At 65.3% G+C, this 18575-nt stretch carries 11 protein-coding genes; 4 read left to right on the top strand and 7 right to left on the bottom strand.

Annotated elements, in window-relative coordinates; all coding sequences use genetic code 11:
• Positions 1-142 precede the first annotated feature (142 nt).
• On the bottom strand, positions 143-1018 hold the full coding sequence (gene pdxY, locus BJF92_RS17010) for a pyridoxal kinase PdxY (protein WP_075635943.1): 876 nt from the start codon (positions 1016-1018) through the stop codon (positions 143-145).
• A gap of 327 nt (positions 1019-1345) precedes the next feature.
• Here pdxY and BJF92_RS17015 point away from each other — a divergent pair, with 327 nt between their 5' ends.
• Together BJF92_RS17015 and BJF92_RS17020 are read left to right on the top strand one after the other, a co-directional pair.
• Entirely contained in the window at positions 1346-6115 is a 4770-nt protein-coding gene (locus tag BJF92_RS17015; protein WP_075635944.1) for an NAD-glutamate dehydrogenase, read from the top strand.
• A gap of 162 nt (positions 6116-6277) precedes the next feature.
• On the top strand, positions 6278-7684 hold the full coding sequence (locus BJF92_RS17020; RefSeq protein WP_075635945.1) for an MFS transporter: 1407 nt from the start codon (positions 6278-6280) through the stop codon (positions 7682-7684).
• Positions 7685-7798: 114 nt separating this feature from the next.
• On the opposite strand, the gene purH is transcribed toward BJF92_RS17020, so the two are convergent.
• The 4 genes from purH to htpX form a co-directional block, all read right to left on the bottom strand.
• Positions 7799-9409 (bottom strand): bifunctional phosphoribosylaminoimidazolecarboxamide formyltransferase/IMP cyclohydrolase, encoded by a 1611-nt coding sequence (gene purH, locus BJF92_RS17025; RefSeq protein ID WP_075635946.1) that lies wholly within the window; start codon positions 9407-9409, stop codon positions 7799-7801.
• Between the two features lie 253 nt (positions 9410-9662).
• The gene (locus BJF92_RS17030; RefSeq protein WP_075635947.1) at positions 9663-11360 is read right to left on the bottom strand and encodes a heparinase II/III family protein; all 1698 of its coding nucleotides are present in this window, start codon (positions 11358-11360) and stop codon (positions 9663-9665) included.
• A gap of 249 nt (positions 11361-11609) precedes the next feature.
• A complete protein-coding gene (locus BJF92_RS17035) occupies positions 11610-12995 on the bottom strand; it encodes an RsmB/NOP family class I SAM-dependent RNA methyltransferase (protein WP_075635948.1) in 1386 nt (461 codons plus the stop codon).
• Positions 12992-13966, bottom strand: coding sequence for a zinc metalloprotease HtpX (gene htpX / locus BJF92_RS17040; protein ID WP_075635949.1), 975 nt, complete (start codon positions 13964-13966; stop codon positions 12992-12994). The genes BJF92_RS17035 and htpX overlap by 4 nt, the downstream gene beginning before the upstream one ends.
• Positions 13967-14132: 166 nt before the next feature.
• On the opposite strand from htpX, the gene BJF92_RS17045 reads away from it, so the two are divergent.
• Entirely contained in the window at positions 14133-14348 is a 216-nt protein-coding gene (locus BJF92_RS17045; protein WP_075635950.1) for a DUF1674 domain-containing protein, read from the top strand.
• 366 nt (positions 14349-14714) lie between these two features.
• On the opposite strand, the gene acs is transcribed toward BJF92_RS17045, so the two are convergent.
• A complete protein-coding gene (gene acs / locus BJF92_RS17050; protein ID WP_075635951.1) occupies positions 14715-16679 on the bottom strand; it encodes an acetate--CoA ligase in 1965 nt (654 codons plus the stop codon).
• Positions 16680-16899: 220 nt separating this feature from the next.
• On the opposite strand from acs, the gene BJF92_RS17055 reads away from it, so the two are divergent.
• Positions 16900-17598 (top strand): DUF1013 domain-containing protein, encoded by a 699-nt coding sequence (locus BJF92_RS17055; RefSeq protein WP_075635952.1) that lies wholly within the window; start codon positions 16900-16902, stop codon positions 17596-17598.
• Between the two features lie 113 nt (positions 17599-17711).
• Here the strand turns inward: BJF92_RS17055 and BJF92_RS17060 are convergent, their stop codons facing one another.
• Entirely contained in the window at positions 17712-18371 is a 660-nt protein-coding gene (locus BJF92_RS17060) for a YggS family pyridoxal phosphate-dependent enzyme (RefSeq protein ID WP_075635953.1), read from the bottom strand.
• Positions 18372-18575 lie beyond the last annotated feature (204 nt).

The following is an 18575-nucleotide window of genomic DNA, read 5'->3' on the forward strand; positions in this document are numbered from 1 at the left end:
CAAGGGTGCGGTCGCGGGCGTCATGCCAAATAAGATCGTGTAAACGAGGAAGGGGCCGAGGCGCAAGACTGCCTGCTGCAGCGCACAAGACCGCGCCTGCCAAAGACGGCGATCGGGCAGATCGCTGCTCGGGCAGCAGGCCCTATCGCCGCGGCGCCTGTGCGGGGTGAAACAGGCGGCGCATCTGCACCATGGCCATGGGGGTGACCAGGCTGGCGCTGTCCTGCGTCAGCGTCATCTCGTCCGCGCCACGGCTGGCCGAGCGGGCAACGATCTCGAACAGGCTTGCGGTCGCCAGATGCAGGGCGCGCTCCTCGTCGAGCCCTTCCAGAAGCCGGGCGAGAAAAAGCGCCGAAAGAAGATCGCCCGTGCCCTTGGGCGCGCGCTCCACCAGCCTATGCTCCGCCAGCAGCGCATTGCGGCCGGAGAGGTAGAGATTGCCGGTGCTGCCGGTGATCATCGGAAAGGCCGAGGTGACCAGCACCCGCTTCGGCCCCAGCGTCAGCGCCGCGTCGAGCAGATGGTTGTTGTCTCCAAGGCTCGCTCCGGTCAGCCAGGAGAGTTCGAAGCGATTGGGCGTCGCCAGCCCCGCCAGCGGGATCAGCCGGTCGCGGATCGCCACCGCCGTCGCTTCGGGCACATAGAGGCCCTGCTCGTCGCCGATCACGGGATCGCAGGCATAGATCAGATCCGGATTGCGGGCCGAAAGGCTGGTAACCAGATCCGCCACGGCCTCGGCATGCTCGGCCATGCCGAGATAGCCCGAAAGCACGGCCGTCACCTCGCCGGCCCAGGGCGCGGCCATCAGATCCTCGATCATCCGGGCGAAGGTCTCGGCGGGAACCGGCATGCGCGTGGAGGGGCCATGGCCCGGATGCCAGGGCAGCACGATGGTCGGCAGAGCCCAGACAGGATGGCCAAGCTTTTCCAGTCCGAACACGGCCGCCCTGTTGCCGACAGCCCCGCGCACCACATGGCTCGATAGGACGATGACCGCGCCCTTTTGCGCTTCCGACATGCTGGCACACCCCTTGAACGCTGCCATCCGGCAAAACCCGCCGCATGCATGGCGCGTCGGTCACGCTCCTGTCAACCGAAGGCGTCAAAAAGGCCTGCAAGCAAGGCGGCTCCGCCGGGCCGAAAGGTGCCGAAGAGACGCGATCGAGGCTCGAAAGCGGAAAACCGACCGAGAAATCCCGAAAAAATCTGCCTGAGAGCCTTCAGCTGACCCTCTTTTGCGGCAAATCTGTCAAAAACGCGCAGCCTACTCGAATTCTAAGGAATCTGCGCTACGGTCATCACATAACGGGGCGGCGGGTGCACGCCCAGGCCTGGGAGGACGATCTTGAGCACGAAGCAGGAATGGACGATCGACACGGACAGTGCGGGCAAGGCGAGGGCGGATCTGGATCCCGCACTGCTCTTTGCCCATGCGAGCCAGGACGATCTCGAGGCCTATGACGGTGCGATGCGCAGCGAGACGGCGGCCATCGCCGCCGCCGAAATCGCCGCCTATCTGCAGGACGGGCAGGACGGCGCACGCATCCAGGTGATCCATTCCGACCGGATCGCGCCGGAAGGACAGCCGATCTCGGTGCTGGCGGTGACTGAACGCAACATGCCCTTCCTCTATGATTCCGTCATGGGCGAGGTCACAGGCCATTACCGTGACATGCTGCTCGCCATCCATCCGATCTTCGACATAGACGGACAGGGCAGGCCGCAGGCTTTCGATCCCGAGACATCCGCCGATCCCGCACGCCGCCTCAGCCATATCCAGCTGCACCTGCCGCGCCTCGGCGCTGAGGAAGCCGAGACGCTGAAGGCGCAGGTGGCCAAGGTGCTCGCTCAGGTTCATCTCGCCGTGGGCGACTGGCAGGCGATGATCGAGCGCCTCGACGACGCCATAAGCGCGCTGAAGGCCAATGCGCCGGCCAAGCGCAAGGCTGACCGCAAGGAAGCGCTCGCCTTCCTCAAATGGCTGCGCGACGACAATTTCACCTTTCTCGGCATGCGCGAATATGGCTATTCGGGCGAGGGCGAGACGGCCGTTCTGGAGCGCGGCACCGGCCATGGGCTCGGCATTCTCTCCGACCCGGAAGTGCGCGTTCTCCGGCTCGGCCATGATGCCGTGGTCACCACACCGGAAATTCTCGCCTTCCTGCAGGGCCCCGACTTCCTGATCGTCACCAAGGCGAACGTCAAATCAGTCGTCCATCGCCGCACCTACATGGACTATATCGGCATCAAGCGTTTCGATGCCGAGGGCAGGGTGATCGGCGAGCTGCGGATCGTCGGCCTGTTCGCCTCCTCCGCCTATACGCTGCCGGCCGCCACCATTCCACTCCTGCGGATGAAGGTGGAGCACGTGGTCGAGCATTTCGGCTTCGACCCGGAAAGCCATTCCGGCAAGATGCTGCTGAACACGCTGGAATCCTATCCGCGCGACGATCTCTTCCAGATCGACACCGATCTCCTGCAATCCTTCTGCGCCCAGATCAACGAATTGTCGGACCGGCCGCGCGTGCGCGTGCTGGTGCGCGCCGACCGGTTCGACCGCTTCGTCTCGGTGCTCGTCTATGTCCCGCGCGAACAATATGATTCGCAGGTGCGCGAGGAGATCGGCCTCTATCTCAAGACGGTCTATGACGGGCGCGTCTCGGCCTTCTATCCCGGCTTTCCGGCCGGCGGTCTCGCCCGCGTCCACTTCATCATCGGCCGCTCCGGCGGCAAGACGCCGAGCGTGCCGCAGCGCCAGCTGGAAGAGGCCATACGCGACATCGTCACCCGGTGGACCGACCGGCTGGAGCGGCTGACGCGACAGGCCCAGGTGAAGCTGGAGGCGGGTGACGCCTATCAGGCCACCTTCACGCCGGAAGAGGCCTTCGCCGACCTGCCCGCCATCCGCGCGGTCTCGCCACAAGACCCGATCCGCATCGCCTTCTACCAGCGCTCCAACAAGGAAAGCCATTTCCTCGAGCTGAAGATCTTCCACGCCGCCGTTCCGGTTCCGCTCTCCAAGCGCGTGCCGCTTCTGGAAAATCTCGGCTTCTCCGTGATCAGCGAGCAGACGCACGAGCTTGCCGTCACCGACGGGCAGGGGTTGCGCGTGGTCATCGTCCATGACATGGAGCTGACCCACCGCGACGGCATGGCGCTCGATCTCGCCAAGGCCGGCCAGCGGCTGGAAGAGGCCTTCCTCGCCGCCTGGAACGGTCTGGTGGAAGACGACGCCTATAACCGCCTCGTGCTGCTCGCCGGGCTGACCGCGCGGGAGGTGACGATCCTCAGGGCCTATGCCCGCTATCTGCGCCAGGCCGGCATCACCTATTCGCAGGGCTACATCGCCGAGACGCTGAACAAATATGCGCCGCTCGCCGCCGACATCGCCCGGCTGTTCCTCGCCCGCATGAACCCGCAGGCCGACCCTGCCGCCCGCGAGGAGGAAACGGCCACCCGGCTTGCCGCGCTGGAAGAGGGGCTGAACGCCGTGCCGAGCCTCGACGAGGACCAGATCCTTCGCCGGCATGTCAATGCCGTGCTCGCCACGCTGCGCACCAACTATTTCCAGGAGGACGCCGCCGGAAAGCCGCCGGCCATGCTGGCGATGAAGCTCGATCCGAAGCTTCTCGACGGCCTGCCGGAACCACGCCCCTTCCGCGAGATCTTCGTCTATGGCACCGAGGTGGAAGGCGTGCATCTGCGCTTCGGCAAGGTGGCGCGTGGCGGACTGCGCTGGTCCGACCGCGCGCAGGATTACCGCACCGAGGTGCTGGGCCTGGTGAAGGCGCAGCAGGTCAAGAATGCGGTGATCGTACCCGTCGGCGCCAAAGGCGGCTTCTATCCCAAGCAATTGCCCGCCGGCGGCAGCCGCGACGCCGTCTTTTCCGCCGGAACGGCCGCCTACAAGACCTATATCCGCACGCTCCTGTCGATCACCGACAACATCATCGACCAGACCGTGGTGCCGCCGGCCAACACGCTGCGGCTGGATGAAGACGATCCCTATTTCGTCGTCGCCGCCGACAAGGGCACGGCCACCTTCTCCGACACCGCCAATGGTCTGGCGCAGGAAGCCGGCTTCTGGCTGGACGATGCTTTCGCCTCGGGTGGCTCGGCCGGCTATGACCACAAGAAGATGGGCATCACCGCGCGCGGCGCCTGGGAAACGGTCAAACGCCATTTCCGCGAGATGGACATCGACATCCAGACCACGCCCTTCACCGTGGCCGGCGTCGGCGACATGTCGGGCGACGTCTTCGGCAATGGCATGCTGCTTTCGCGCCAGATCCGCCTGGTCGCCGCCTTCGACCATCGCGACATCTTCATCGATCCTTCTCCGGATACCGAGACCGCCTTTGTCGAGCGCGAGCGGCTCTTCGCCCTGCCGCGCTCGAGCTGGCAGGATTACGACCGCAGCCTGCTTTCTCCAGGCGGCATGATCATCTCGCGCGCGGAGAAGTCGGTGCATCTGACGCCGGAGGCGGCCGAGCGGCTGGGCCTTGCCACGCACGTGGCAACGCCTGCGCAGATCATGACGGCGATCCTCAAATCCCCGGTCGATCTTCTCTGGTTCGGTGGCATCGGCACCTATATCCGCGCGGCGAGCGAAAGCGATGCCGAAGTCGGCGACAAGGCCAATGATGCGATCCGCATCGTCGCCGAGGACGTTGGCGCCAAGGTGATCGGCGAGGGCGCCAATCTCGGCGTCACCCAGCGCGGCCGCATCGCTTATGCGCTGAAAGGCGGACGCTGCAATTCTGACGCGATCGACAATTCGGCCGGGGTGAATTCCTCCGACGTTGAGGTCAACATCAAGATCGCGCTGGCCCCGGCCATGAAGGACGGCCGCCTGCCGCGCGAGGAACGCAACGTGCTGCTCGCCTCCATGACAGACGAGGTCGCCCATCTGGTGCTGCGCAACAACTATCTGCAGTCGCTGGCGATCTCGCTGGTGGAGCGCCAGGGCGCGGCCAACCGGACGCCGCTCTCCCGCCTGATGAGCCGCTTCGAGGCGATCGGCCGGCTGAACCGCAAGGTGGAGGCGCTGCCGACCGATGCGGCCTTGAGCGAACGCTACCAGTCAGGCAAGGCGCTGACCCGGCCGGAAATCGGCGTGCTGCTCTCCTATTCCAAGATCGTTCTGTTCGACGACGTGCTCGACAGCGACCTGCCGGACGATCCCTATTTCCGCGAAACCTTGCTCGGCTACTTCCCCTCGACGATGCATGAAGGCCATGAGGGCGACATTCTCGCCCATCCGCTGAAACGGGAGATCATCGCCACCGTTGTCGTCAACGAGGTGATCAACCGCGGCGGCCCGGCCTTCGTCACCGCGCTGGTGGACCGCACCGGCGTCCTGCCCTCCGACGTGGTCAAGGCGGCGATCCTCGCGCGCGACGGCTTCGATCTCGGTGCGCTCTATGCCCGGATCGACGCGCTCGACAACAGGATCGGCGGCGCCCTCCAGAACAGCCTCTATGATGATGTCGGCCGGATCTTCGCGGTCGTCACCGAGCGCGCCCTGCGCACGCGGATCGTCGCCGGTCCGCTGGGTGCGGCGGTCGCGCGGCTGTCGCAGGCGCTCGGCGAGCTCAAGGCGGTGCTGACCGACAGCATCTCCGACGAGGCACTCGCCTTTGCCCGCAGCAGGGCCGAGGCGCTGACGGCCGACGGCGCGCCAGCCGATCTCGCCGAGGCCATCGCCACGCTGCTGCCGATGACGCTGCTGCCGGATATCCTGCAGATCGCCGACGACACCGGCGTATCGCTAACGCGCACGGCGCAGAGCTACTTCGCCGTCACCGAGCGGCTGAAGGTCGGCGCGCTGCTGGTCGCCGCAGACCGGGTGGTCGTCACCGATCCCTATGAAGCCATGGCGCTCTCGCGCGCCATCGGCGATCTGGCCCAGGCCCGACGGGCGATCACCATCGCCGCGCTGACGGCGCACAAGGACGAGGAGGATCCGGTGGCCGCCTGGCAGGAGCATGCGCGCGAGCGCGTCCAGCGGGTGATCGGCGAGCTTTCCACCCTGACGGAAAAGGGCGAGGCAACGCTTGCCAAGCTCACCGTCGCCGCCGGCCTGCTCGGCGATCTCGTGCGTCTCTCGGCCTGAGGCACAAGCTCTGAACCACAGGCGCTGAACGAGGGCCTTTGATTGAGAAAGGGCGCCGGCCTTCGCCGGCGTCCCATTGCCAGCGGGCGCCAGCCGTGTCCTATTCCCTGATACGGGACGACCATCCTTTGGTCGGATCCGGACGGGGCAGGGAGCGGATACGTGACGGAACAGGAAAGCGGAAAGAGCACGGCGCCGAGCCGTGCGGCGATCTGGGGCTGGATGCTGTTCGACTGTGCAGCCCAGCCCTTCTTCACCGTCGTCACCACCTTCATCTTCGGCCCCTATTTCGTCGCGCGGCTCGCTGCGGACCCGCAAGCAGGGCAGGCCTGGTGGAGCCTGATGCTGACCATCACCGGCATCGTCATTGCCGTGCTCTCGCCCATTCTTGGCGCCCTGGCGGACCAGACCGGCGGGCGCAAGCGCTGGATCGGCGCGCTCGCGCTGGTCAAGATCGTCAGCCTGTTCGGTCTCTGGTTCGCCGCCCCCGGCAGCGGGCTGATGCTCGGCTTCGTCTGCATGATCTTCGCCACGCTGGCGGCGGAGTTCTCCATCGTCTTCAACGATGCGATGATGCCGCGCCTGGTGCCGCCGGCCGAGGTCGGGCGCGTCTCCAATCTCGCCTGGGGCATCGGCTATCTCGGCGGCATGGTGGTGCTGATCGTGGTGATCCTGTTCCTCGCCGGCAATCCCGCGACCGGCAGGACGCTGATCGGCATTGAACCCCTTTTCGGCCTGGATGCTGCCAAGGGGGAGGATGCGCGCATCACCGGGCCGATCGCTGCCCTGTGGTATGCGCTCTTCATCCTGCCGATGTTCCTCTTCACGCCCGATCCGCGCATCCGCGGCCACCGGGCGGGCGCGGCGATCCGCAACGGCTTGTCGGAGCTGAAACAGACCATCCTCAGCCTGCGCAACCGTCCGGGGCTGACGCGCTTTCTCGTTGCGCGCATGCTGTTTCAGGATGGGGTGAACGGCCTGATCGCGCTGGGCGGCGCCTTCGCCGCCGGCATGTTCGGCTGGGGCACGACGGAGCTCGGCCTGTTCGGCATCATTCTCAACGTCGTGGCCATCGGCGGCTGCCTGGCTGCCGGACGGCTCGACCGGATGGTCGGCGCCAAGCGTCTGGTGGTGGCGAGCCTCATCTGCCTCGTCATCGCCACGCTTGGCATCGTCGGCACCGGCCCGGGCTTTACTGCCTACGAGCTGATGCCGCTTTCCACCGACGACCTCGGCGGCCTGTTCGGCACGGCGGCGGAGAAGGCCTATATCCTCTATGGCCTGCTGATCGGGCTGGCCTTCGGTCCGGTGCAGGCTTCTGCGCGGGCCTATCTCGCCCGATCCGTGTCACCACAGGAAGCCGGCCGGATCTTCGGCCTCTATGCGCTGACAGGCCGCGCCACCTCGTTCCTCGCCCCGGCAGCGGTTGGTCTTGTCACCGTCGCCACAGGCTCGGCGCGTCTCGGCATGGCAACGCTGATCCTCTTCCTCGTCGCCGGGCTCATTCTCCTGGCGACCACGCCCTATCCGGCGGAAAGGGTGAAGGATGGGGAAGGGACGGTGGTGTAGGAATCCGGCTTAAGAAGTGGCTGCTCTATCTGCCTGATGGCAGACCGAAATGTTTCCCGTGAAACATTTCATCAAAGCCAGGGCGCCGCAGCGAGCGGCGCCCTGGCTGAGCCGTTAGTGGCGGAAGTGGCGCATGCCGGTGAACACCATCGCCACGCCGTTCTCGTCGGCCGCGGCGATCACCTCGGCGTCCCGCATCGAGCCGCCGGGCTGGATCACGGCCGTAGCGCCGGCGGCGATCGCCGAGAGCAGGCCGTCGGCAAAGGGCAGGAAGGCTTCCGATGCTACTGCGGACCCGATGGTCATCGGCTTGTCGAGACCCAGCGCCTTGGCCGCCTCCTCCGCCTTGATCGCGGCGATGCGCGCCGAATCGACGCGGCTCATCTGGCCGGCGCCGATGCCGACGGTCTGGCCGTCCTTGGCATAGACCACGGCATTGGACTTCACATGCTTGGCCACCTTGAAGGCGAACTTCATGTCTGCCAGCTCCCGCTCGCTTGGCGCGCGCTTGGTGACGACCTTGAGCTCGAGATCCTCGACCATGCCATTGTCGCGCGTCTGCACCAGCAATCCGCCTGAGACCGTCTTGGCCGTCAGGCCCGGCGTTTTCGGGTCGGGCAGGGTGCCGGTCACCAGCAGGCGCAGGTTCGGCTTGCGGGCGATCACCGCCTTGGCGGCTTCGCTGACGGCGGGGGCAATGATCACCTCGGTGAAGAGCTTCACCGCCTCTTCGGCCGTCGCCTCGTCCAGCTCGCCGTTGAAAGCGAGGATGCCGCCGAAAGCGGAGGTGGAGTCACAGGCGAGCGCCCGCTGATAAGCTTCCAGCAGCGTCGGTGCGGTGGCGACGCCACAGGGATTGGCGTGCTTGATGATGGCGCAGGCGGGGAGGCCGGTCTGGAATTCCGAGACCAGCTCGAAGGCGGCGTCGGTGTCGTTGATGTTGTTGTAGGAGAGGTGCTTGCCCTGCAGGAGCGTGGCCGTGGCCACGCCGGGGCGCTGCTCGCCGGTCAGATAGAATCCGGCTTTCTGATGCGGATTTTCGCCATAGCGCAGCTCCTGGGCGAGCGTGCCGCCGATCGTCCGGTTCGTGGGCATGGGCAGATCCAGCACTTCGGCAAACCAGCCGGAGATCGCCGTATCATAGGCCGCGGTGCGGGCATAGGCCTTGGCGGCCATGGCGCGGCGGAAGGCGAAGCTGGTTTCGCCTGATGCCGCGAGCTCTTCCGTCAGCGCGGCGTAATCGGCCGGATCGGTGATGACGGTGACATAGGCATGATTCTTGGCGGATGCGCGGATCATGGCCGGGCCGCCAATGTCGATGTTCTCGACCGTCGTCGGATAGTCCTCGCCCTTAGCCCGAACCTCCTCGAAGGGGTAGAGATTGATGACGGCGAGGTCGATGCCGGAAATGCCGTGCTCGGCCATGGCCGCCTGATGCTCGGCATCATCGCGGATCGACAGGAGGCCGCCATGCACCTTGGGATGCAGCGTCTTCACCCGACCGTCCATGATTTCCGGGAAGCCGGTGATTTCCGAGACGTCGGTCACGGCCAGCCCGGCATCGCTCAGCGCCTTGTGCGTGCCGCCGGTGGACAGAAGCCGGATGGACTTTGCCGCCAGCGCGCGGGCAAGCTCGACAATGCCGCTCTTGTCGGAGACGGAGAGCAAAGCGGTCTTGACCTGGACACGGTCAGGGGCGGGGATCTTCTTGGAAGCGACGGCCATAAGGGCTCCTTGGCGATGGGGCCGGAGCATGGCGGGCCTGATCCGGCGGCGGATGGAGCATGTCCCGCCGAAACGCAAGGTAGCGGCATGGGAGCATGCGGGAAGAGCTGAGACGCCAGACGCCCCTCATCCCGTCAGGACAAGGCAGGGCGGCGGCCCGGAAGCCGGCCTCTAGCACAGGCTTTGATCAGAGGGAACCAGAGGCACGGGTTCCGGAACGATCCAGCGCTCCCCGCGTGCGCGGGCGCCCCTCTCAGACGTCGCGCTCGAGGGTCCACTGAATTTCTGCAAGCTCGGAGAGCGCGAAGGTCAGCGTCAGCTGCTGCGACGGGCGCACGCCCGAGGGATCGGCGAAGAACACGTCTTCCTCGATCTCGACGGGAAGATCGACACAGGAGAAGATCCAGCAATCGCCATCGGGTGCCACCAGCGCCACCTCGTGATCGCCCTGGCGTTCGAGCCGGATCGCCGGATGAACATGGAACCGGGCCACGGCCATATGCGGGCAATCAGGCCCGGGCGCTGCGCCGCGCCGGCCGAGGAAGCGATCCCGGCCACGCAGCAGCGTGCCGGCCGAGTGCAGCGCCAGATCGCGCTCATGCTTCAGGCCGAACAGCTTGTAATAGCCGTCATGCACGGCCACCACGCTGTCCGCACCGCCGGATGTCTGCTCGCGCCGGCTATCGACATGGGTCAGACCCCCAGTCACGATCGGCCCGAGAAAGGCCGAGCGGGACAGCCGGGCCGAGGACTGATCGTCCAGCGTGACGGTGGAATGGGCGGCGGTCGAGCGCGCCATCTGGCGATAGCGTTCGCCGGCAAAGGACGGTGCGCCGGAATTGATGATGAAGCGATGCTGGCCGGAGGACAGCTCGAAGGACAGGCAGCCGGCATGGGCCGTGCGCGACAAAGCCGGGCTTAGCGGCGTGCCCACATCCATGATGACGACCACATCCTCAAAGGACAGCCGCTCGTAGCGTCCGTTCGGCAGCGCCTTGAACGGTGCCCCGCCGGTCTCGTCATAGCGCAGCACCGACATCAGCTCGTTGGCAAGCGTGGCCGTGGCGCCATTGAACAGGGCAAGCTCGCCTCCACGATGGCGGAAGAAGCGCAGGGCCGGATACATCCGGTCGATGCAGGGGATCAGCCGGGCCGGCACGTCATGGCCGAGATTGACATAGGTCTGGCGCAGCGGCAGCAGATCGAACAGGAGATCCATGGCGCTGCGCGGATTGCGCGAGCAATGGCTGCCATCGGGCAGAATCTGCCGGTCGAGTTCATGGTCGAGCTGGCGCGCCGCCTTGCGGATCGCCGCCGGCGAGGCCGGCATGGCGATCGACGCCATGGCGAGCGCGATGCGCACCCGCAGCCGCGCCTGGCCCTCAGGAGCGGTATCGGCGATATGGCGCAGGAACCGCAGCTGGAAGGAGAGGCTTTTCAGGAAGCGGCGGTAGAAATTGCGCTCGGCATTCTTGAGGATGACAGGGGAATGCGAGAGCCAGGCAATGACGCGGCGGGCAATGGTTTCCGGCTCCCAGGAGGGGCTGCCGGCAAAGCGGCGGCCATGGGTGCGGAACCAGTCGTTGAAGATCTCGCGCAGCGCCGCATAGTCCTCTTCTTCCGTCAGCGTGCGCATGTGGCGCACCCAGCCGAAGGAGTGCAGCGAAACGGCGAAGGCGCGCGAGGGCAGGTCGATCTCGAAGGGCGAACGCCCCTCCGTTTCCAGAACCCGGCCGGCGAGCGGAAAACGGCCCTCGAGAATTTCCTGGGCCGCATAGGGATCGACCACGCGCAGATCGGTCGGCGCCACGATCAGCCTGTCCGGCGCGGGACCCGAAAAGCGCAGAACCGTGCGCCGCCCCAGCAGAAGGCGGTGGCTTACACGCCGCCATGCTTCATGCGTATAGAGATAGAGCAGGCGCCGCCGATCGGTCGAGGACGGTGAGGAAATCTGGACATCTCCCGCTCAAGGCCCCCCGCCGCCTGAGGCAAATCAGGCAGGCAAAGGACATCGCGAATCACTGGAAAACTTCACGGAAGGTTTACCCGATGCGCAGGCAAAGCCCTACTCCTGATTTTGGCGCTGGCCGGCGTAACGGGGGATAACCTGCTGCTTCGAGCGGGGCAGGACGAGGCTGCCACATGCCGCCGCGTTCCGTGCCGCCCCATCAGCAAAAGCATAGCACGGCAAAGATGCCCTTTACACAGGCCGGCGCAGGCGGGCGGCGTAGAACCCGTCCAACCCGCCGGCATAGCCATCTTCGGGCGCGATCATGGCCGGCGTGGTGCGCATGTCGCCGAGCGGCGTCACGGCATCTTCCAGGCCCGGCCAGTCCGAGGGCGACAGCGGCACCCGTTCGGCCAAACCTTCCTCGACCAGTCTCGCCACCATATTCTCGCCCTCGCGCGGATCGAGCGAGCAATTGGAGAAGACGACGATCCCGCCCGGCCGCACCAGGGTCAGCGCATGGCGCAGCAGGCGCTCCTGCACCAGAGCCAGCTTGTCGATCTCATCGGGGCTCTTGGTCCAGAGCACATCGGGATGGCGGCGAATGGTTCCGGTAGACGAGCAGGGCGCATCGAGCAGCGCGGCGTCGAACAGCGTTTCGGCGGTAAACGCCTCCATATTGGTCAGCCGCGTTTCGGCACTCAGCCCCAGACGGTCGAGATTGCCCTGCAGCCGCTTCAGCCGATTGGCGGACTGATCGAGCGCGGTCACGTCGGCACCGGCCAGGATCAGCTGCGCGGTCTTGCCGCCGGGCGCGGCACAGAGATCGATGATGCGCTGGCCCTTCAGATCGGCGCCGAACAGGCGCGCCGGCAATGCCGCGGCCGCATCCTGCACCCACCATGCGCCTTCGGCATAGCCTGGCAGATCGGTGATCGCGCCGGAAACGTTGCGCAGCCGAATCGATCCCGTCGGCAGAAGACGGCCATCGAGCCTCTGGGCCCAGTCCTCGGCCTGATCCTTGACGGTGAGGTCGATCGCTGCGGGCGAGAGAACACTTTCGCCGATCTGGCGTGCCAGCTCGAGCCCATAGGCCTCTCCTAGCCGGGCATCGAACCAGGTGGGGAAGGTGGAGCGCCCCTCGACCTGCGACAGCAGGCTGTCCTTCTCACGCGAGAGACGGCGCAGCACCGCATTGACCAGCGCCGCGAAGCGGCGGTTGCGCGGGTCGGCCTGCGCCTGCTCCACCGCCAGATCGACAGCGGAATGATCTGGAACGTCGAGATAGAGGATCTGAGCCGATGCCGTCACCAGCAGATGCTGAAGCGCGCGGGCGCCTTCCGGCAGCGGCGTCTTCATCAGGCTGTTCAGCAGAAACTCGATGCGCGGCAGGAAGCGCAAGGAGGTGGTGATGATGGCGCGGACGAGGCCGCGATCCTCATCGCTCAGATCGCGGTAGATCGGGCTGCCGGTCACGGGGTCGAGCAGCCCGTCCAGCGAAGTCTGCTTGTCGATCACGGCGCCGAACAGGCGGGCGGCGGCCTGCCGCGCCGCCAGACCCGGTTTTGCCGCCGCCTTGGCTTTGCCCTTGTCGGGGGATCGTTTCGAGGGCGAATCGGTGCGGCGGCGATCGTTCATCGGTTCCAGGGGCCTCTCGGGGGACGGTTGGGGCTGTGCGACGAGCCCGTTGAAGGAACGGACCGGCCAGCGCGAAAGCCGGCCCTAGCAGCCTGCGTCCGTCCCGTCGAGGCAAATCCGCCAAAACCTGGCTCGGACGCCATTTGCTGCAGCGCCGCGATGCGGTTTTCGGTGTTGGGGTGGGTGGAGAAGAGATTGTCCATCCGCTCGCCGGAGAGGGGATTGATGATGAACATATGCGCCGTCGCCGGATTGCGCTCCGCCTGCCAGTTGGGCACCTGATGCGCATAGCCGGAAATCTTGGCGAGCGCTGAGGCGAGCGCCAGCGGCTGGCCGCAGATCTCGGCACCGCGCCGGTCGGCGGAATATTCGCGCGTGCGGCTGATCGCCATTTGCACCAGCATGGCCGCCAGCGGCGCCACGATCATAGCCACGATCGTGCCGACCACTCCGATCGGATTGTTGTTCTCTCTGTTCCCGCCGAAGAAGAACGCGAAATTGCCGAGCATGGAGATGGCCCCGGCGAGCGTTGCCGTAAGCGTCATGGTTAGCGTGTCGCAGTTCTGCACATGGGCCAGCTCATGCGCCATCACGCCCGCGACCTCTTCATGGGTCAAGGCGTTGAGCAGCCCGGTTGAAGCCGCCACAGCGGCATTCTGCGGATTGCGGCCGGTGGCGAAGGCATTCGGCTGCGGGCTGTCGATCACATAGACGCGCGGCATCGGCAGGCCGGCACGTTCGGCCAGCTGCGCGACGATGCCGTAATATTCCGGGGCCGTGCGGGCATCGACCTCCTGCGCATTGTACATGCGCAGCACCATCTTGTCGGAGTTCCAGTAGGAAAACAGGTTCATGCCGGCGGCCACGAGGAAGGCGATCATCATGCCGCCCCGCCCACCGATCAGAAGGCCGACGCCCATGAAGAGTGCCGTCATCACGGCCAGAAGCATGGCGGTCCGCATGATGTTCATGGCTGATGTCACTCCCGATGTTTCACGTGAATCCTCGTCGGGGCAATGGCGCGCGACCATGCGCTCTTCATTCCCCTGCGTCCTGGGCTTATATGTGGGATGGGATCGCGCGGCTTCAACGCTTTTGAGCGGTAGGGCTTGCGTTGCAGAACAGGTGTCGCCCGGCATGGCAAAAGTCTGGGTGAGGAAGAGAAGGAGTTCTCCCATGGAGGATGAGAAGAAGGTGCTGTCGCCGGCCGCGCAGCGCGCACTGGAAGAGGTAGAGGCCCGCCGCCGCGCCGCCCAGCCGCAGGAGCAGCCCAAGGAAATCGGCGGGCGGGGCGGCGAGGATCCGGCCCGGTTCGGAGATTGGGAAATCAACGGCCGCGCAATCGACTTTTGAGCGTCGATGCGCGGCAACAGCGGCAAGACAGGTGCGACGCACGCTCCAGGGCCGCTCTTTCGCGCAGACGGCACCCCGTCCTCCGGCATGCTCGGACTTGATCAAAGTATCCAGGGCTCGGCACGAGCGGTGAGATAGATGCTCGCCTCAAAGGCGAGGACGGCCGCGCGTGGAAATCTAGCCTTATCATCCCTCAGCAGGGCAGCCGGTGTAGAATTCACACTGTCGAAAAGGCAGACGGACCGAAAACGCCAATCCGGTCCGAACCAAATCGGCCTTCTCCTCGATCCGTTCTGCCCGGCTCATCACCGGGCAGACCACAAAGCGTGGGAGGCTCAGCCTCCAGGCTCATCAGCCCGCCGAGCCTTAAGACGCGGCCTTCATCTGCCGGTTCTGGCGGTTGTCGATCAGATCGTCGACAACGGCGGGGTCCGCCAGCGTCGAGATGTCGCCAAGCGCGCCGAAATCGTCCTCTGCGATCTTGCGCAGGATGCGGCGCATGATCTTGCCGGAGCGGGTCTTGGGCAGGCCGGGCGCGAACTGGATCTTGTCGGGCGAGGCGATCGGGCCGATCTCCTTGCGCACATGGGCGATCAGCTCCTTGCGCAGTTCCTCCGAGCCCTTCTGCCCGGCCATCAGCGTGACATAGCAATAGATGCCCTGGCCCTTTATGTCGTGCGAATAGCCGACGACGGCGGCTTCCGAGACCGCATCATGGCTGACGAGCGCGGATTCGATTTCCGCCGTGCCCATGCGGTGGCCCGAGACATTGAGCACGTCATCGACGCGGCCGGTGATCCAGTAATAGCCGTCCTCATCCCGCCGGCAGCCGTCGCCGGTGAAATACTTGCCCTTGTAGGTCGAGAAGTATGTCTGGATGAAGCGCTCGTGGTCGCCATAGACCGTGCGCATCTGGGCCGGCCAGCTGTCGGAAATCACCAGATTGCCATCCGCCGCGCCGCTGAGCACCTTGCCCTCGGCATCGACCAGTTCGGGCTTGATGCCGAAGAAGGGCAGGGTGGCTGAGCCCGGCTTCAGCGCCGTGGCGCCGGGCAGCGGCGTGATCATATGGCCGCCGGTTTCCGTCTGCCACCAGGTGTCGATGACGGGGCAGCGGCCATCGCCCACCACGTTGTAATACCACTCCCACGCTTCCGGATTGATCGGCTCGCCGACCGTGCCGAGAATGCGCAGGCTGGCGCGCGAGGAGCGCTTGACGAATTCGTCGCCTGCGCCCATCAGCGAGCGGATCGCCGTCGGCGCGGTGTAGAAGATATTGACCTTGTGCTTGTCCACCACTTCCCAGAAGCGGCCCTGATCGGGGAAGTTCGGCACGCCCTCGAACATCAGCGTCGTCGCGCCATTGGCCAGCGGCCCGTAGACGATGTAGGAATGGCCCGTGACCCAGCCGACATCGGCCGTGCACCAGTAGATATCGCCTGGGCGATAGTCGAACACATATTGGTGCGTCATCGAGGTATAGACCAGATAGCCGCCCGTGGTGTGCAGAACACCCTTCGGCTTGCCGGTCGAACCCGAGGTGTAGAGGATGAACAGCGGGTCTTCCGCCTTCATCTTCACCGGCGGGCACTCGGCCTTCACCCCGGCCATTTCCTGATGATACCAATGGTCGCGGCCCGGGGCCCAGCCGACCTTGCCGCCGGTGCGGCGCACCACGAGAACGCTCTTCACGCCGACATGCTGGCGCGCGGCGATATGGATCGCCGTGTCGACATTCTCCTTCAGCGGGATCGGCTTGCCGCCGCGTACACCCTCATCGCAGGTGATGACGAAGGAGGACTGGCAGTCGACGATGCGCCCGGCCAGCGCTTCGGGCGAAAAGCCACCGAAGACGACGGAATGGACGGCGCCGATGCGGGCGCAGGCCAGCATGGCATAGGCCGCCTCGGGGATCATCGGCATGTAGATGGTGACGCGGTCGCCCTTCTTGACGCCATGCTTCTTCATGACGTTGGCGAGCCGGCAGACATTTTCGTAAAGCTCGTTATAGGTGACCTTCTTGTCGATATAGGGGTTGTCCCCCTCGAAGATGATCGCCACCTGGTTGCCGCGCGTCTTCAGATGCCGGTCGATGCAGTTGTAGGAGGCGTTGGTCAGCCCGTCCTCGAACCATTTGATCGAGACCTTGCCGGTAAAGGAGGTGTTCTTCACCTTGGTATAGGGCTTGAACCAGTCGATGCGCATGCCGTGCTTGTCCCAGAAGCGATCCGGGTTCTCGATGCTCTCGCGATACCACTTCTGATAGGTCTCTGCGTCAATCTGCGCTTGTCCGCGGGTGGATTTGGCCACCGGATAGGTCTTAACCGACATATGCTGCCTCCCAGGCTCTTGCCGCGGAGCCTCCCAGCTCCGTTCTGGAATCATAGATAACACCAATGATTCCGTCGGCAATTAGACAAAAGATCAGCCATCGCAGAAGAATTGCAATTCTGCGACAAGGCGCGTATAGAGGCGTCCAATTCCCGGAAATTCCCAGTGGTACCCCCCACCTCCCGCGACACCGGCGCGGACGGACAGAAGGACTATATCCATGGCTCAACAGCTGCTGATGCCGAAGGCAACCGCCGTCTGGCTTGTTGACAACACCGCTTTGTCGTTCGACCAGATTGCCCAGTTCTGCAAGCTTCATCCGCTGGAAGTCAAAGCGATCGCCGATGGCGAATCCGCGCAGGGCATCAAGGGGCTGGATCCGATCGCCACCGGCCAGCTCTCGCGCGACGAGATCGTGCGCGCCGAAAAGAATCCGGCCTACAAGCTGAAGCTTTCCGAGCCGAAGGTACGCGTGCCCGAATCCAAGCGCCGCGGCCCGCGCTACACCCCGGTTTCCAAGCGTCAGGACCGGCCGAACGCCATTCTCTGGCTGGTGCGCAACCATCCGGAACTGAAGGACGCGCAGATCTCCCGTCTCGTCGGCACCACCAAGTCGACCATCGAGCAGATCCGCGATCGCAGCCACTGGAATTCCGCCAATCTGACGGCGATGGACCCGGTAACGCTCGGCCTGTGCTCGCAGATCGATCTCGATCTCGAAGTCGAACGCGCCGCCAAGAACCGGCCGCTGCCGACCGCCGCCGAACTCGGCGCCACGCTCGAAGCCGCGCAGGAAACCGAAAAGCTCGGCTTCAGCTATGAGCGCGAGGAAGAGAAGGAAATGGACGCCGACGCCGTCTTCGCCAAGCTGAAGTCGCTGAAGTCCACCCACACCGAGGAGGAAGACGAGGACTATTGATCCTCTTCCTGCCTGCGACGAAAGACCAGGCCGGCGCCTTTCAAAGGCAGCCGGCCTTTTTCATGCCGTGACGGCGGGATCGCCTGACGCGGCGACAGATCCGGCCGGCAACCTCACCGGCTGCCGAAGATCGCCGATCCCACCCGCACGCTGGTGGCGCCGAAGGCAACCGCCGTCTCGAAATCGCCGGACATGCCCATGGACAGCTTCGAGAGACCGCAGGCGCGCGCGAGCTTGTCCAAGAGGGCGAAATGCGGGCCGGGATTTTCGTCCGCCGGCGGAATGCACATCAGACCCTCGACAGGAAGCCCGATCTCTTCGCGGCAGAGGCGTATAAAGTCCTCGGTCTCCTCGGGCGCAATGCCGGCCTTTTGCGGCTCGAGCCCTGTATTGACCTGAACATAGGTGCGCACCGGCCGGCCCTGGCGGCCGATCTCCTCCGCCACCGCCTTGGCGATCTTCGGCCGGTCGATCGTCTGGATCACGTCAAACAGCGCCACGGCATCGGCCGCCTTGTTGGATTGCAGCGGGCCGATCAGATGCAGCTCGATGCCGTCGGTCTCGGCCTGCAGCGCCGGCCATTTGCCCTGCGCCTCCTGCACCCGGTTTTCCCCGAACACGCGCTGGCCGCAGGCAATCACCGGCCGAATGGCCTCGGCGTCGAAGGTCTTGGACACCGCCACAAGGGACACGCTGCCGGCCGGGCGGCCGGCCGCCTGCTCGGCGCGCGCAATCTTTTCGCGGACATCCCTGAGATTGTCTTCCACGCCCATGGCCTGCTCCCCTGTTCCGACTGTGCGCCGCATGGCGCCTTGACCCGTTGCTTAGCGGCGCCGGCGCCCGCTGCCAAGGGTGCCGCCCGGCAAAGCCTCGGCGCAAACGGGCGCAAAACTTGACGCTTGCACCGTTTCATGATGAAGGTTCGGCCACGATTTTGGGCGCGTCGATGCGCTTTCACCCCTTCTCCTCAGCACATT

Origin of the sequence: Xaviernesmea rhizosphaerae (assembly GCF_001938945.1) — a bacterium.
Lineage (GTDB): Bacteria > Pseudomonadota > Alphaproteobacteria > Rhizobiales > Rhizobiaceae > Xaviernesmea > Xaviernesmea rhizosphaerae.

Excerpts from the sequence above, each read along its gene's own strand:
- acs (WP_075635951.1), bottom strand. The coding sequence starts at position 16,679 with ATGTCGGTTAAGACCTATCCGGTGGCCAAATCCACCCGCGGACAAGCG.
- htpX (WP_075635949.1), bottom strand. The coding sequence starts at position 13,966 with ATGAACATCATGCGGACCGCCATGCTTCTGGCCGTGATGACGGCACTC.
- BJF92_RS17055 (WP_075635952.1), top strand. The coding sequence starts at position 16,900 with ATGGCTCAACAGCTGCTGATGCCGAAGGCAACCGCCGTCTGGCTTGTT.
- pdxY (WP_075635943.1), bottom strand. The coding sequence starts at position 1,018 with ATGTCGGAAGCGCAAAAGGGCGCGGTCATCGTCCTATCGAGCCATGTG.
- BJF92_RS17060 (WP_075635953.1), bottom strand. The coding sequence starts at position 18,371 with ATGGGCGTGGAAGACAATCTCAGGGATGTCCGCGAAAAGATTGCGCGC.
- BJF92_RS17035 (WP_075635948.1), bottom strand. The coding sequence starts at position 12,995 with ATGAACGATCGCCGCCGCACCGATTCGCCCTCGAAACGATCCCCCGAC.
- purH (WP_075635946.1), bottom strand. The coding sequence starts at position 9,409 with ATGGCCGTCGCTTCCAAGAAGATCCCCGCCCCTGACCGTGTCCAGGTC.
- BJF92_RS17045 (WP_075635950.1), top strand. The coding sequence starts at position 14,133 with ATGGCAAAAGTCTGGGTGAGGAAGAGAAGGAGTTCTCCCATGGAGGAT.